This is a genomic window from Maribacter aestuarii, assembly GCF_027474845.2.
GTDB lineage: Bacteria > Bacteroidota > Bacteroidia > Flavobacteriales > Flavobacteriaceae > Maribacter > Maribacter aestuarii.
Map to the genome: position 1 here is coordinate 3,403,433 of NZ_CP107031.2, position 15,474 is coordinate 3,418,906.

Annotated in this window: 15 protein-coding genes and 1 tRNA gene; 8 read left to right on the plus strand and 8 right to left on the minus strand. The window is 38.4% G+C overall.

The window, feature by feature from the left end:
• The first annotated feature begins 131 nt into the window (after window positions 1–131).
• From N8A89_RS15460 to N8A89_RS15470, 3 genes are all read left to right on the plus strand, one after another.
• A complete protein-coding gene (locus N8A89_RS15460; RefSeq protein WP_281543037.1) occupies window positions 132–713 on the plus strand; it encodes an RNA polymerase sigma factor in 582 nt (193 codons plus the stop codon).
• Between the two features lie 74 nt (window positions 714–787).
• The gene (locus N8A89_RS15465) at window positions 788–931 is read left to right on the plus strand and encodes a hypothetical protein (protein WP_281543038.1); all 144 of its coding nucleotides are present in this window, start codon (window positions 788–790) and stop codon (window positions 929–931) included.
• A gap of 325 nt (window positions 932–1,256) precedes the next feature.
• Window positions 1,257–1,838, plus strand: a complete 582-nt coding sequence (locus tag N8A89_RS15470; protein WP_281543300.1) for an RNA polymerase sigma factor — start codon at window positions 1,257–1,259, stop codon at window positions 1,836–1,838.
• A gap of 225 nt (window positions 1,839–2,063) precedes the next feature.
• Here N8A89_RS15470 and N8A89_RS15475 read toward each other — a convergent pair whose 3' ends face one another.
• Window positions 2,064–2,729 (minus strand): endonuclease III domain-containing protein, encoded by a 666-nt coding sequence (locus tag N8A89_RS15475; RefSeq protein WP_281543039.1) that lies wholly within the window; start codon window positions 2,727–2,729, stop codon window positions 2,064–2,066.
• 51 nt (window positions 2,730–2,780) lie between these two features.
• On the opposite strand from N8A89_RS15475, the gene bcp reads away from it, so the two are divergent.
• Window positions 2,781–3,233: a thioredoxin-dependent thiol peroxidase gene (gene bcp, locus N8A89_RS15480; protein ID WP_281543040.1), complete on the plus strand. Its 453-nt coding sequence runs from the start codon at window positions 2,781–2,783 to the stop codon at window positions 3,231–3,233.
• A 27-nt stretch (window positions 3,234–3,260) separates the two neighbouring features.
• On the opposite strand, the gene N8A89_RS15485 is transcribed toward bcp, so the two are convergent.
• Complete coding sequence (locus N8A89_RS15485; RefSeq protein ID WP_289644569.1) at window positions 3,261–4,721, minus strand: nucleotidyl transferase family protein; 1,461 nt, start codon at window positions 4,719–4,721, stop codon at window positions 3,261–3,263.
• 188 nt (window positions 4,722–4,909) lie between these two features.
• Between N8A89_RS15485 and N8A89_RS15490 the strand changes: the two genes are divergently transcribed.
• Together N8A89_RS15490 and N8A89_RS15495 are read left to right on the plus strand one after the other, a co-directional pair.
• A complete protein-coding gene (locus N8A89_RS15490) occupies window positions 4,910–5,686 on the plus strand; it encodes an MBL fold metallo-hydrolase (RefSeq protein WP_281543041.1) in 777 nt (258 codons plus the stop codon).
• A gap of 3 nt (window positions 5,687–5,689) precedes the next feature.
• Window positions 5,690–6,184: a hydrolase gene (locus N8A89_RS15495; protein ID WP_281543042.1), complete on the plus strand. Its 495-nt coding sequence runs from the start codon at window positions 5,690–5,692 to the stop codon at window positions 6,182–6,184.
• Here N8A89_RS15495 and N8A89_RS15500 read toward each other — a convergent pair.
• The 5 genes from N8A89_RS15500 to N8A89_RS15520 form a co-directional block, all read right to left on the minus strand.
• A complete protein-coding gene (locus N8A89_RS15500) occupies window positions 6,181–6,840 on the minus strand; it encodes an alpha/beta hydrolase (protein WP_281543043.1) in 660 nt (219 codons plus the stop codon). The genes N8A89_RS15495 and N8A89_RS15500 overlap by 4 nt on opposite strands.
• A gap of 7 nt (window positions 6,841–6,847) precedes the next feature.
• Window positions 6,848–7,174: a hypothetical protein gene (locus N8A89_RS15505; RefSeq protein WP_281543044.1), complete on the minus strand. Its 327-nt coding sequence runs from the start codon at window positions 7,172–7,174 to the stop codon at window positions 6,848–6,850.
• Window positions 7,175–7,177: 3 nt separating this feature from the next.
• Window positions 7,178–8,437, minus strand: a complete 1,260-nt coding sequence (locus N8A89_RS15510; RefSeq protein WP_281543045.1) for a dihydroorotase — start codon at window positions 8,435–8,437, stop codon at window positions 7,178–7,180.
• Window positions 8,438–8,464: 27 nt separating this feature from the next.
• The gene (locus tag N8A89_RS15515; protein ID WP_281543301.1) at window positions 8,465–10,387 is read right to left on the minus strand and encodes a BatA domain-containing protein; all 1,923 of its coding nucleotides are present in this window, start codon (window positions 10,385–10,387) and stop codon (window positions 8,465–8,467) included.
• Window positions 10,388–10,490: 103 nt separating this feature from the next.
• Complete coding sequence (locus tag N8A89_RS15520) at window positions 10,491–11,498, minus strand: glycosyltransferase (protein ID WP_281543302.1); 1,008 nt, start codon at window positions 11,496–11,498, stop codon at window positions 10,491–10,493.
• Between the two features lie 150 nt (window positions 11,499–11,648).
• Here N8A89_RS15520 and N8A89_RS15525 point away from each other — a divergent pair.
• Window positions 11,649–11,733, plus strand: a tRNA-Ser gene (locus tag N8A89_RS15525).
• Window positions 11,734–11,819: 86 nt separating this feature from the next.
• On the opposite strand, the gene N8A89_RS15530 is transcribed toward N8A89_RS15525, so the two are convergent.
• Window positions 11,820–14,672, minus strand: coding sequence for an ATP-binding protein (locus N8A89_RS15530; RefSeq protein ID WP_281543046.1), 2,853 nt, complete (start codon window positions 14,670–14,672; stop codon window positions 11,820–11,822).
• A gap of 240 nt (window positions 14,673–14,912) precedes the next feature.
• Here N8A89_RS15530 and N8A89_RS15535 point away from each other — a divergent pair, with 240 nt between their 5' ends.
• Window positions 14,913–15,458, plus strand: a complete 546-nt coding sequence (locus tag N8A89_RS15535) for a cupin domain-containing protein (protein WP_281543047.1) — start codon at window positions 14,913–14,915, stop codon at window positions 15,456–15,458.
• The last annotated feature ends 16 nt before the right edge of the window (window positions 15,459–15,474 follow it).

The window sequence follows — 15,474 nt, forward strand, 5'->3', positions numbered from 1 at the left end:
TTCTATCTTTGATGCTCACAAAAAATCAATTCGCCTATAGCGCACCTTTACTTTTTTATGTTAGAATAGTAACCCACACGACCCTAATTCCTTAGAACTAGGGGCAAATTTTAACCCAAATAAGTAAAGTTATGGAACTACGAATTGAAGACTCCCAGCTAGTTAAGGAATATATAAACGGTAGTGAAAAAGCCATTGAGGTACTCATTAACCGTCATAATGCTCGGCTCACAGGTTTTATCTACTCCAAAGTTGGAGACCGTGAATTAACCGAGGATATTTTCCAGGATACTTTTATGAAGGTTATCCGAACGCTTAAGCGTGGAGCCTATAATGAAGAAGGCAAGTTCCTACCTTGGGTCATGAGAATTGCCCATAATCTGGTCATAGATCATTTTAGAAAGAACAATAGAATGCCTATGTACGGCGAAACGGAAAGCTTCAATATTTTTTCTATGATGGGTGATGAACGCCTAAATGCGGAGAAACAACTTATAAAGGATCAAATTGATTCGGATTTGATCAATATGATAAAAGAGCTTCCAGAGGATCAGCAACAGGTTTTGGAAATGCGTATTTATAAGGATATGAGTTTTAAGGAAATTTCGGAGAACACTGGAGTTAGTATCAATACTGCTTTAGGGAGAATGCGTTACGCCCTCATTAATCTTAGAAAGCTCGTGGAAGCAAATAATATTGTTTTGACGAATTAATTTGCCGAAGGTCGAGTAGATCTACTATATTTATTTTCCTGGCGTTCTATTATTGAACCCGAAACCGCAGTTATATGGAAAAAATATACGCAAATAAAAAAGGTAAGTGTAAGTTGGTAAAGGCAAAACCGGAAACTATTAACTTCTTGTTGAGCTATTCTAAATCACTTAATATTACTAAAGCAAAAGGAATTGAGTTCGAGAGTAATCTGAACTAAGTTTTATAACCACAAAATATAGAAGCCCTAAGGAATAATTTCCTTGGGGCTTCTATGTTTTAAATTTTACGATAGAGGAGATTTCTTTAATTATCAAGAAAATAATTATATACATTCCTTGTATTAAGTTTCTCACGCAACTGCTATCAAGACCATTTATTGTACTGAAAATTATGTTTTCGTTGTTTCACATCAAAAAAAGGTGGTTTTACAACATACTTTTTCCTGAAGGGGGTCTTTTATCTAGTTTTATCTCAGATTTAATAATCGAACTAACAGTACTAACAAGATTCCCCAAATCTTAAATCAAAAGAAAATGACTAATATGGAATTACAAATGGAAGACTCAGAATTGGTAAGAGATTACATCAGTGGTGATGAAAAGGCTCTTGAAGTGTTAATCAACAGACACAACCAACGTATCACAAGTTTTATATACTCTAAAGTTTTGGATAGGGATATCACAGAGGATATCTTTCAAGATACTTTCATAAAGGTTATTAAGACCTTGAAGAAAGGTACCTATAGTGAAGAAGGAAAGTTTTTGCCTTGGGTTATGCGAATTTCCCATAATTTAATCATCGATCATTTCAGGAAGAACAAAAGAATGCCAAAGTTTGAAGGAAGCGATGATTTCAACATCTTCTCCGTAATCGGCGATGATAAACTAAATGCGGAAAAGCAGATAATCAAAGATCAAATTGATACGGATTTGCGCTATTTGGTAGAAGAACTTCCAGATGATCAAAAAGAGGTTTTACTTATGAGAATTTATAAGGACATGAGCTTCAAAGAGATATCTGAAAACACTGGAGTGAGTATTAACACTGCGCTGGGAAGGATGCGCTATGCTTTAATCAATCTCAGAAAAATCATAGACAAACATAATATCGTACTTACCAATTAAACGGTAAAAATTTAATCGAACAATATTTCCATTTTAGTTGCGTTAATTTAAATGTAACAACAATGGAAATATGGAAAAAATTTACTCTAATTACCAAGAACAGACCGAGTTTAATAAAGTTTGCCCAAAAACAATCAACTTTTTGTTGAGTTATTCACAGGCACTTTATGACATCGAGTATAAAGATTTAAGGTTTGAAACTTTTTTGAACTAATAAAAGGCCCGCTATTTGCGGGTCTTTTTATTTTTATAATATTCGTCTAGCACCTTTTTCCTACCAATGGTACTGGTAATTACGTCTTTTTCCAGATTCCATCCTCGTGCCGGGGAATAATCCCTTCCATACCAAATTATTTGAAGGTGTAAATCGTTCCATAATTCTTTAGGAAACAAACGTTTAGCATCCTTTTCTGTTTGAACAACATTTTTCCCGTTAGAAAAACCCCATCTGTACATCAATCTGTGAATGTGCGTATCTACCGGAAAAGCGGGGATACCAAAGGCTTGTGATACTACAACGCTCGCTGTCTTATGGCCAACCGCTGGTAATTCTTCTAGAAGGGCCATATCTTTGGGTACCTCGCCATTATATTTTTCAATCAAAATTTTTGATAATCCGTATATTCCTTTGGACTTCATGGGTGAAAGCCCCACCGGCTTTATGATTTCTCGAATTTCCTCCTCGGACATTTTAATCATATCAAACGGATTATCAGCTCTTTCAAAGAGCAACGGAGTAATTTTATTAACGCGTACGTCGGTACTTTGAGCGGATAAGAGTACCGCTATAAGCAGGGTATAAGGGTCTTTATGTTCTAAAGGAACAGGAATAACAGAATAAAGCTCTTGTAATTTGGAAATTGTGAAGGCCACTTTTTCAGCTTTCGTCATTTTTTGTTTAATTTTGAGCGAAATATTTTAAACATAAAATTGTATAATACCATGAACACATTGAAAGTAGGAGACAAAGTCTCGCCATTTTCAGCCAAAGATCAAGATGGCAATACTATTAATTTATCCGATTATTCTGGAAAAAAATTGATTGTTTTTTTCTATCCTGCCGCAAATACTCCCGGATGTACCGCAGAAGCCTGTAATTTAAGGGATAACTATAAAGCACTACAAGCAGAAGGCTATGAGTTATTGGGCGTAAGTGCGGATAGCCAAAAGAAACAAAGCAATTTTAAGAATAAATACGAGTTTCCTTTTCCATTGTTAGCGGACGAAGACCATACGGTTATCAATACTTTTGGAGTATGGGGACCTAAAAAGTTTATGGGCCGTGAGTATGATGGTATCCATAGAAAAACTTTTGTGATTGACGGTAGTGGTAAAGTAACCAATGTTATAGACAAAGTAAAAACGAAAGATCACGCTGCACAACTATTAGGATAAGAAAAGCCCCTATTTAGGGGCTTTTGTTTATACTTCTTCTTTTTTCTCCTCTAAAGTTCTTTTGGTAAACAGTTTTTTCTCTTTTATAATTTCTGCAATACCTTCCGGAAGCATCTCCTCCCAACCGTCTTCATCGTTCATAATTTTCTTTAGTACATCCCTGGAGAAAATGTGCATTATTTCCGGCTCGTAATCAATTATATCCATCACCTTTCCGTTGTATTTAAAGAATTTATAAAGTTCTTTCATTCTAGGGTGGACCTTAACGTTGTTACTGGTCATTACCTGACCCGTATCCGGATTTTTCATTGGATAGAGGTAGACCTGTAAATCCTTGAAGAACAATTTTCCAAAGGCTTCCAAGATTCCCCCACTTAAATGGCGATAATATTTCTCATCAAAAATGTCAATCAAGTTGTTGACCCCCATGGTAAGCCCAATTCTATTTTTGGTATAATTATTAAAATACTCTACCAGTTTGTAGTATTCCTGAAATTTAGAAATCATAACCGAATGGCCCAATGAGCACAAGAGTTCCGCACGGCCCATAAAGTCCTGTTCGTCAATCTCCCCAGATGCCTTAAGGTTGGACAGGGTTATTTCAAAAATAACTATGGTATTGTCTTGTTCCACTTGTGGGTCGCGAATAAAGATATCATATGATTTCTGGAACATATCCATATTCACTTTGGTCACCGGCCTAAAGCTTCCTCGTAAAGCCAGAATGTTCTTCTTGTAAAGAACCGCAGCAGGTAGTAAGTTATTTCCATCCGGCCCGAACATTACGGCATCCGTCATATCATTCCTGATCAGCTGAAGACTCATTAACCTATTATCCACTTCTTTAAAGCTTGGACCGTTAAAGTTTATCATATCAATCTCTACGGTATCCTTATCGATATGGTCATAGAGATATTTAAGCATTTTCTTGGGCCTATCATATTTGTAAAATGCACCATAGATTAGATTTACACCAAGAATGCCTAACGTCTCTTGCTGAAGTCGAGCTTCATTCTGCTTAAAGCGGATATGAAGTATAATTTCATCAAATTCTTTTTGTTTGGGGTCCAGTTGGTAACGTATACCCACCCATCCGTGACCTTTATAGCGCTTCGAAAAATCTATGGTGGCTACAGTATTGGCATAGGAAAAAAACAGTCTTTCAGGATGATTTTCCCTACTTATCCGCTCCTCCATCAAAGCCATTTCGTAGGATAACATCGTTTTTAGACGTGCCTGAGTAACATAGCGTCCATCTTTTTCAACTCCGTAAATGGCATCGCTAAAGTCTTTGTCATAGGCGCTCATGGCCTTGGCAATGGTACCTGAAGCTCCACCAGATCTAAAAAAATGACGTGCCGTCTCCTGTCCAGCGCCTATCTCCGCAAAGGTACCGTAGATGTCGGGGTTAAGATTGATTCGTAATGTTTTTGCCTTAATGGACGGAATGTTCTCGAAGGTAGGATCTCGCTTTAAAACTGAAGACATGTTTGTTTATTTGCTTTTAACAAATTTATAAATATCAAACCATCTAACCCCTTTTAGATGGAAAAATTTGCAATTAGTTCTGGCTTTCCTAATTTAAACAATTTTATTGCCATAATTCCTTATAGAAGGCATTTTAAGCTCATGCTCATATGGGATAAATTAGGGAAATAAGGGTTAAATTTGTCATCATGACAGAAGGCCTTAAAATTACATTTTTGGGAACAGGCACCTCCCAGGGAATACCCATTATCGGGAGTACTCATCCGGTGTGTTTGAGTGATGATCCTAGGGATAAAAGGCTTCGCGTATCTGTTCTATTGTCCTGGGATGATTATAATGTAGTTATTGACTGTGGACCTGATTTTAGACAGCAGATGTTGACCCATAATGTCTCTAAACTACATGGAATTCTTTTCACCCATGAGCATTCCGATCATACAGCGGGTATAGATGACATTAGACCTTATTTTTTTAGACAGGGAGATATACCCATTTATGCCCACGAGCGTGTTATACAATCGCTTAATAAAAGATTTGATTATATATTCGATACAAAAGATAGATACCCTGGAGCACCGGCAGTAGCTATCAATGAGGTAAAAAAAGAGAAGCCCTTCAGGTTATGCGAAAAAACGGTTATCCCAATTGAGGCCCATCACAATCGTTTACAGGTTTTTGGATATCGGATAGGGGATTTTACCTATCTAACGGATGTGAAGTTCATAGAACCTAAAGAATTAGAAAAAATAATGGGCTCCAAAATTTTGGTGGTCAATGCCTTACGGATAGAGCCTCATCACTCTCATTTTAACTTAGAGGAAGCTTTGTCTTTTGTAGCCCGGATAAAGCCCGAGAAAGCATATTTTACCCACATTAGCCATTTGTTAGGATTTCACGCAGAAGTAGAACAAAACCTTCCGGAAAATGTACATTTGGCCTATGATAATTTAATCATAAACTTATAATTCATGAAGAATAGGATTTTTTTGTACTTGTTTATTTTCACAGGGCTCATATGCCTTTATCTATTTGTCAGTAGTGGAAAAATGGCAGAAGCCAATTATACCACTATTCAAAAATTAAAGGAAGAGGTTAAGTCGCTAAACGATTCACTTCAAGATGCTCGACTCAAAGTATTGGAAATGCAATATTTTTCGCTGGAGAACAATGACGATGCCTTGGCTTACTATGACCACTTAGAAATTAAAAACCCTTCAGCCTATATTTCGGATAAGCTTTTGGAAACCAATGAATCTAAAGGTGACAACCCACTCGTGCCTTATGAGGGAATGCAAAACGACTTTAAAATCAATAAAATTAAGGTGTTAAACCATAAATGGATTTTAGCCGATTTTTCGGACGGTAAATACTGGGGAGAATTACTTATCAAATATGAATTAAAGGATGATTTGGGAGTGGATTTCACACTAATTGACCACTTGCTCTATACAAGAAGTAATTAGATTTTTTCCTGTAACCAGCGTTGAAGGGAATAGAAATTCTGTGGTGCAACTCCATGTCCAGCAGGGAACTCTTGGTATGAATGGCTTATACCAAGTTTTTTGAGAAACGTTGGGGCCCGCTGTGCCCATTCAACGGGAATCACCTGGTCTACTTGACCGTGTGAAATATATATTTGAAGTGAGCTGAAATCCTTTTTCTCAAATCCATCCACTAAAATCTTTTCATTGATATAACCACTAAGGGCTACTACATTCTTTACTTTCTCCGGATAGGATAGCGCCACCGCATAACTTAATATTGTACCCTGACTAAAACCTAGCAGGTTAATATTTTCCTTGTCCAAATAATAGGCATCGCAGGATTCATCCATAAATTTCACGATTTTTTCTCTAGAATCTATAGCCTGTTCGTCATCGCTCCATTTGCCATAATCGGCATCAAAATTAATGGCATACCAAGCATACCCCATAGACTGCAATGCATAGGGAGCCCTCAAGGATATAATGCAAAATGCTGCAGGCAACTCAGCCGCAAAAGAAAAAAGGTCATCCTCGTTGCTACCGTATCCATGTAGCATGAAAAGAACCGGAGGCTTTTTGTCCGTGATGTTGGATGGACGAACAATATGTTCTAGGGAGAGTGGGGCAGTGGTCATATTTCGTTTATTGAATAAAGGTGAACCATTTTTGAAAATAAGGTCCAAGTACGGGTACTGACTGTTCCTTATTGCTAAGGGCGCCTAGAAAACCATATATCCATAATACAAAGTAAAAAATGTAGAGGCCATAAAAGGCATATTCATTAAACCATTGGCTTAAAAACAAGGCGAATCCTATAAAAACAATGTGTAGGCCGAATGCCTGCCTTGTATGGAAACGCGCAAATGCATATTTGGGTTCGGCGTTCATGGAAATGGCAATCAATGCCCCGACAATAGTAAAATAAGCTACAATGGCAGTCGTTTTTCCTTCCAGGTCTCTTTCCTTCATCACTTAAAAATTAAGTACTGCACTATTGTTAGCTAGACTACCGAGCACCTTTCCTTTTAAGGACCTGCCCAAGAAAAGACTATTCTTTGAAGTGCTGCTGATATCATCTTCGGAAAATTGATATTCAGCAGAGGGGTCGAAGAGGGTTAACGAGGCTTTTTCTCCTTCTTTCAAAAAGGATTCTTCCAAATCAAATGATGATCTTCCCTTCGTTAACAAGGCTATGGTTTTTTCAAGGTCCAACACCGTATTTAACGCTCCGAACATGCTTTCCAAGCCGATAGTCCCATATTCGGCATTATCAAACTCCACTTGTTTAAGTTCAATGTTCAAAGGTCTATGGTCGGAGGTAACGAAATCTATTGTTCCGTTCGTCAATCCCTTTATAAGTTCCTTGGTATCTGAACCTGTTCGTAGCGGTGGTAAAACCTTGTAGCTGGTATCAAAATTTTCTAACACATGGTCTTCAAGCACTAAATTGTGAACTGCTACGCTACAAGTAACCTGCAACCCTTTCTTTTTGGCATCAGCGATAAGCTTCACCGATTTTGCCGAGGAGATAGTCGGGATATGTAATTTTCCGCCGGTATATTCCAATATGTTCAAATCTCGGGCCACTTGAATATCTTCGGCTAAAGCTGGGATTCCTTTTAAACCTAATTTTGTACTGACAACACCCTCGTTCACGATTCCCTTTCCAGTAATATTTTTATCCAACGGGAATGAGAATACGGTTCCTTCAAAATTATCCGCATATTGCAGGGCAATTTTGAGAAGGTTGGAGTTGTGGACTGCTACCTTGTAATCATAAAACCCCACTGCCCCGGCATTTTTCATGTCGTACATTTCTGCTAAAGACTCTCCTTCACCCTTTACCGTAAGACTGCCTATTGGGTGCAATCTAGTCAATGCCCCTTTAGCGGCATTCCTTAGAAAAATAATGTCCGAACTACTATCTGGAACAGGGTAACTTGTAGGGTTGAGCAATACATCGGTAAAACCGCTTTTGGCAGCAACTTGTAAACCATTTTTTATGGTCTCGCGTTCCTCGTAACCTGGTTCTCCGAAACTAACTCCGGTATCAAACCAACCGACGGACACATGGAGATTTTTATGGGATATTACCTTCGTTTTAGTTGAGGGGTCTATAGTCTGTGCAATTTTATCGATTACACCATTTTTGATTAATATATCCCGCTTTTTAAGGTGAATATCTTTGGTAGAGGCATTTACAATTTTAACCGATTTTAGGAGTATATTCATTTGCCTACGTACTTGTTCTTAGTCTAATTACTTAAAAAATCGTTGCAAAAGTGTTTCAATCAAAACGAACAGCAATGCTAAAATAGCAAACCATTTCCAAAATTCGTTTACCATACTGGCTTTTTGCCTTTCCTCGAAAAAATCGGAAACAGATTCTTGTAAACTTACACCCTCAATTTGCGATATATCCAAATAATTCAAAACACTTTCTTTTCTGTCATAATTAAAACTGATATTCCTTAGAAATTTGTCGTTGCTACTAATAGAGTAAATACCATGACTTGTGGGATTTTCCTCAAATGACAAACTAACCTTTTTAGGAAGTAAACGCTGTTGCGGAATAAACTCTTTATCCCCTTTAGATACCTTTAAGGTATTGTCCTTTGGTAAAACAACCGGAATATCTATTTCTTCTCCCGCTCCTAAAATCGCATATAATTGAGGGAGTTTTAAACTGATTACCGCCATATTGTAAAAAGTTGGTACTATTAAAGGAGAATTTTTGAAAGTAGAATTCTCGCTGGTGAGGGATGCGCTGAAAAAATAGGTATTGTTTGTTCCTATTAGAAATGGGGCCTGGTTCTGTAATAAAAGTGCGGATGGAGCAGTAGAGCTTACCGTGTAATAACTGGATACTTTTGGATACTGAAAATTGGAGACGTTCTTCTCAAAAACATTTTGGAAAATTGGATGTCTGAACGCGACTTGCGAAATATTTACTTCCTGATTTACATTTTCCAAATATGTAACGTTCGCATATCTTGAAGTAAAACTATTATACGAATTAATGTTGATGTTAGTACTGGGAATAATTGCCAGACTTCCACCCTCAGTAGTAAAAGATGTTAACGCCGTTGCTAATGCTGTTGGAATGGACTCTAGTTCGTTTAGAATAATTAGGTTTTGTGACTCAATGATTCCATAATTTAATTGGTTTAAGTTGAAGTTAGAATAGACGAATTCGTCACCATTGTACAAACGTTTTAAATAAGAATTATCTACGGAACCTATGGAAAGCACCTTAATTCTGTCCTTCTCGCCAATATTGAAATAGAATTCATTATCGTAGGCTAGACCGGTGTCGGAGATGACCAACTTACCATTGATGGATTGATTTGCGGGTATTGAAAAATTGACCTGTGCGTTGTTGTTTTTATCGAATTTAGCGGAGGTCTTCGCAATCAATTTATTTTCGTTATATAGTGAAACCGGTATAGTTTCCATGATCGAGCTACTAGAGATATTTGCAACAAGTTCAATAGTTTCTTGATTCATTTTCCCCAAGTATATAGTATCGATTGATGCGTTCTGCAACTCCTCTCCTCCGGGCTTAATAAGGTAGATTGACGTATCCTTGTCGGTTGAATTGCTTAGCGACCCCATTCGATCTTGAAAATCCGAAATTATGATAAGATTCTTCTGGGTACTGGCGTCCGAACTGTGGTACGTTTTGCCCCTTAAAATTATTTCCTCCAAGGTCAGTTGAGTAGTACTTGCCGATAACTCCAAAAGGGAATTTTGAATGTCCTTGATTTCTACATTTTCGAACACATCATCGTTGGTGAATAAGGTGAAAATTTGCTCTTCTGGAATATTCTTTAAGAAATCTTGAACCGTGTTCTGCAATAAAGTACCGTTTTCACTTACGGCCTGCATACTGAAAGAATTATCCAAGTAAAATACATTTTCCTTTGGCTGTAAGGCTAAATCGTTTGCACTAAAAGGTTGAGCAAAGGCCAAAACCAATCCAGCCAACAGGCCCAATCTTGTAAATAGTATAAGCCATTTTTTTATGGTGCTACTTTTTCGTGATTCCGAAACTACCTTTTTTAGCAATTTCACATTTGTGAAGGGCGTTTTTTTGAATCTACGGAGCTGGAATAGGTGAATTATTATGGGAATCAGTAGAAGAAGAAGGGCCCAAAGAATTTCTGGATATTTAAACTGCATTCCTATTTTTGATTGTGTAAAGTTAAACAATTCAACTCTCAAAGTTCAAGGTTTAAAATCAAATGTTCCTTAAATTATGAACCTATTTTGAGGTAGGAGATACTCAACAAAAGAAAAAATAATCTTCCATATTTTTTTTGTTAAGTGTCATAAAATAGTCCCTAATTTGTTCTTGTGCTTTGCTATTGGCCACTGTAACGATAGTCTGCGGATTTTCAAGTTTTTTTAGTGCATTGAAGTGGTACAACTTTTGTCCATAGATTTCTTTTCCTATTTTATTCGGGTTGTCACAAATCCAATGAAAGTGTATGTCTTTTTTTACAAGTAGTTTAGCTATGGTTTTACCCTTATTACCTGCTCCCCACAAAGTCAATGGTCGCTTGGGATTCCAGTCTAGTTTTAAAAAATAATGGAGTTTTATATCTAAAAAATAGTTCTGCGCATAGTGTTCACTCGTACGGGATGTCCGGGTTTCGTAATCTCGCCAATAGAGTAATACTCCATCGCATGGTATACAGGTTAAATTGTTTTCGTAAAACCGGAACGCAAGGTCATAGTCCTCTGGATATCGGTCGGATTGGAATGCTCCACAACGTTCAAAATCTTCTCTTTGTATCATCCAACAAGGTGAGGGGATAACACATTCCTTATATATTTCTGAGAAGTTATTGCCTTTACATGTGAGTTTGTTGAGCCATTTCTCATAGCGGTCATATCCGTTACTGATTCCCCTGGCAGAAAAGTATTTTACTTGACCTATAGCCAAATGGCCTTTTCCGCGTTCCTTAAGGGCGGCAACCATGTGTTCCAAACGTTGGGATGCCATTAAGTCATCGGAATCCATTCTTGTTACGAATTCGCCATGGCTCAATTCATAGGCTGTTCTTAAAGCTTCAATTATTCCTGTTCCCCTATTGTTTAGAACCTGTATGCGCTCATCTTTTATTGCATAATCCTGCATGATTTCCAGACTGTCGTCTGTAGAACCGTCATCCACGGCAATAATTTCCCACTGAGAAAGAGTTTGCTCCATAATGGAATTAATGCACTCTGGTAGATACGGAGCTGTATTTTTAAATGGAATTAAAATACTTACCTGTGGTTGACCCATCATTGTATTTTTGAATCTGAAAAATTACTAGGTATTTACTTAAAGAACAATGTTTAGTGGGAATTAGTTTCATAGATTATTCTTCACGAATTAATTTAAGTAAAACTCTTTAATACATAGAAAATCCTTTCTATATTTGCACCCGCGTTAGGAGAAATGGCAGAGTGGTCGAATGCGGCAGTCTTGAAAACTGTTGAGGGTCACACCTCCGGGGGTTCGAATCCCTCTTTCTCCGCATATGTTTAAACCCGATTTCTATCAGAAATCGGGTTTTCATTTATTTATTTTTTTGCTGACAATAATGGCCGTTACTCCAGAATTTCAAGATACTTCAACCTTGCTGGGCAAAACGCCAAATTTCTCCTTAAAGCTTTTGGTGAAATACGACATATTGGTATATCCTACTGAATAGGCAACCTCCGACACCGAACCTACATTTTGGGAAAGCATAGTTTTTGCTGTGTTCAGCCGAATTTCGTTGACCAATTGCCCTGCACTTTTATTGGTCAAAGCTTTCAACTTCCGATGCAATTGCGCCCTGCTAAAGCCGACTTTTGAGGCGATGTCTTCTACGGATAGCAGCTCATTGTCGATATTCTCTTTGATAAACTTCACCACTTTCTGTAAAAATTTATCATCTACCGAGCTAAGGTTCAAATCGGGAATAGTACTTAAATCAAGGGATTTAAAATGCTCCCAAATCTTCTTACGGGCCTCGACTAAGTTTTTTGTGCGCAACAGCAGTTCATCGGCATCAAAAGGTTTGGTCAGGTAGGCATCGGCTCCTTGGGTCAAACCGGCCATTTTGTTAGATTGCCCGGCTTTGGCAGTCAAAAGCATCACGGGTATATGGCTCGTCTTTATGTTGTTTTTTAAAACACTGCAAAGCTCGTATCCGTCCTTTTTGGGCATCATCACATCACTGATGACCAAATCAGGAATATGCTCAAAGGCCATACGCTCACCTTGAAGGCCATCATTGGCAGTGATTACCTTGTATTGGACAGTTAAAATTTCAGCAATAAAGTTTTGCAGGTCAGGATTGTCCTCCACCAATAATACCACCTCTTCATGAGAAAGTTGAGGTTTGGTTTTTCCATTGACAACCTCAGTAGGACTAATAGAAGATTCCTCAACTTTTTGTAGCAGGGCAGGCTCCTTATCCAAGTGAATGGCCTCGGGCAAATCTTTCAAAGTGATGGGAAGCCGCACCTTGAAGATGGTTCCCCGTCCTTTCTCACTATGTACGTTGATTTGACCATTGTGCATGGCCACCAATTCTTTCGTAAGTGCCAGCCCGATACCTGAGCCTTTGGCTTCCGTACCTTCTACCCTGTAAAAGCGGTCAAAAATACGGTCGATTTCCTTTTTGTGCATACCATTGCCCGTATCACTGATTTCTAACGAGAGATTCTTATTGGTAAGGTTAACGTTCACACTTACCGCTCCTCCCTGTGGAGTATATTTAAAGGCATTGGATAAGAGGTTGTTCACAATTTTTTCTAGCTTGTCTTGGTCGTAGTAAGCATCCTCAAATTCTCCTGAAAAATGGGTATTCAAACTGATATTCTTACGTTCCGCCATACTTTCAAAAGAAAAAATATGGGTGCGAAGAAATTGCGCAAGCCCTCCTTGACTTAATTTTAGGTGAAGATTTCCGTTTTCAATTTTGGACAAATCCAATAATTGGTCCACAAGCATTTGTAAGCGTACTGTATTCTTTTTGATTACTGTATAAGCCTTTTCCGAAAGCCGTATCGATTTATCCTTAAATGTTTCCGATTGTTTTTCTGCCTGCTGCAACGGCCCGTAGATTAGGGCTAAGGGCGTTCGAAACTCGTGGCTAATATTGGCAAAAAAGCGGGATTTTACCTCGTCTAGGTCTCTCATGCGCTGTATTTCGGCAAGGGAGCGTTCCCCCGCGATTCGTTCGAGTTGATTTTGTTCGTTAATCTTCTGGCTTCGATAGGATATGCCAAAGGAATAGATGACAATCTGTAAAAACATACCTGTAGAATAAGGATCTATTCTAAAAGGCGGCTTAATAATGCCCATTGACCATAACGTACCGATAACAAAAAAAATGCTGGCAATCATTGAGGCTACCCCAAAATAGCGGGCAAATAGGTCTTTTTTAAAGATAAGTATGACGGATAGTATTAGACTTGCTATGGCGTAGAGATTAAGAAAGAGGTAGTGCAAACCATGCGGTGCTGTAAAGGAGGTTTCAGGCTTAAAGAACACTACGTAAAATGCAGTGATTATTATTTCAACAAAGACAATGAAAGCTAGGCCTTTGATGATTTTGTCGAGAATGGGAAATTTTTGTTTCGACCCTATAAATGAACGCCCAAAAAACCAAAAGATAAAAAATTGCCCGTTTGCGATAAATATCCAGAGAGGATAGCGTAGGGATGAGAGAGACCCAACGATTAGCCCAATGGTCATCGACTGAGTCACCACACAGAAAAGAAGCCAGAGTGAAAACCAAAAATATACCTGTTCCCTGAGATAAATGAACTGCAAAAAGAAATACAAAAAAATGATAAAGGTGACACCCAACATAAATGCATTAAATGTTCGGTGATATTGATAGGGTTCATGATAAAAGGATTGTTCCGGACTCCGGGCACTCAGATTAAAATAGGCCGGATAGCCAAAGCCATTGCCCTGTGCTCTAATAACTAGTGTAACTATGGTATCTGTCGGCAAATCTCCCAAATCGATGCTGTTAAGTACCCAGTGGTTAGCTGTAGTCCGCTCTTTTTTAGGATACTCGACCCCTGTTTTTTGATGAAATAGCAATCGGCCATAGGCATACCCATAAACATCCACCTTGCCGTTACTTTTAGTCCATGCCGGAGGCCCAATCATTATGTCTTCAAAATGGAGCGCCCACCCTTTTAGAGAATCCACCGCCTTTACTTTTAGTTTGCCCCAGTAAGTTAGATTGTTCGTCAATAGTTTCGGAAGCTGGTCACCAGGGGCATAGGTTAGCGTGTTGTCTTTTAGCAATTGTTCAGGGGACAAGCGATTCGTACTGTCGGCATAGACTCGCAAATAAGGATTCAAATCATGCACGGGATATTTGGGGTCCAATTCATAGACCTCCTGTCCCGAAAGTATATTCAGGAACAACAATAAGACCACCATATGATATCGATGTGCTTTCATCTTACGTGCTAAAAAGATAGTTAAATTTTCGTCCGTGTCCTATCGCTTGCTAAGTTCGATAGTATGTGGCATCGGGTCTAACAGCCATGTTTCACGCAATAACACATTTGTCTCGTTTCAGGGATTCTGAAACAAAATAGTCAGAACCTGCAACATCTTTGTCATATCGCTTCAATATGGCAACATAGTTTTGTTCCAGTCGCAAGTATAATTGCAAAAACATCATAAAAAACAAATACGATGAATAGAAAAACATTTTTAACTCAATTGGGCGGAACGGGTTTGTTGGCAGTATTGCCATTAAGCAAAACTTTTGCGGCCCAAAAAGAAAAGCGAAGCGTTAATAGTAGCGCAAAGGAGAAAATAGTCCGGGCTAGTGAAGGTGTCGAATTGCGAATATTCGGTAATCCTCAGAAGCAAAAGGTAGTGGGAGCAGATAGCGATAACCAAATTTTTGAATGGATCGATGAACTTAATCCGGGATCTGGCATACCGCCTCACATACACACTAAGGAAGACGAAATTTTCAGGGTACTCGAGGGACAAGTAGAACTAATGGTGGATAACAAAACCACCATCCTTAAGGAAGGCGATATGGCCTATGCTCCAAAAAATATTGTCCATTCGTGGAAAGTAGTCGGGGACCAAAAGGCCAAGATGTGGGTAAGTGCTTTTCCATCGGGCATGGAACTTATGTTTCATGAGCTACATAAGTTGCCACCTGGCAAACCTGATTTTGATACGGTTGCTAACATTTGCGATTCCTACGGAATAAAATTCGTGTAAACATATATTTCTTAAT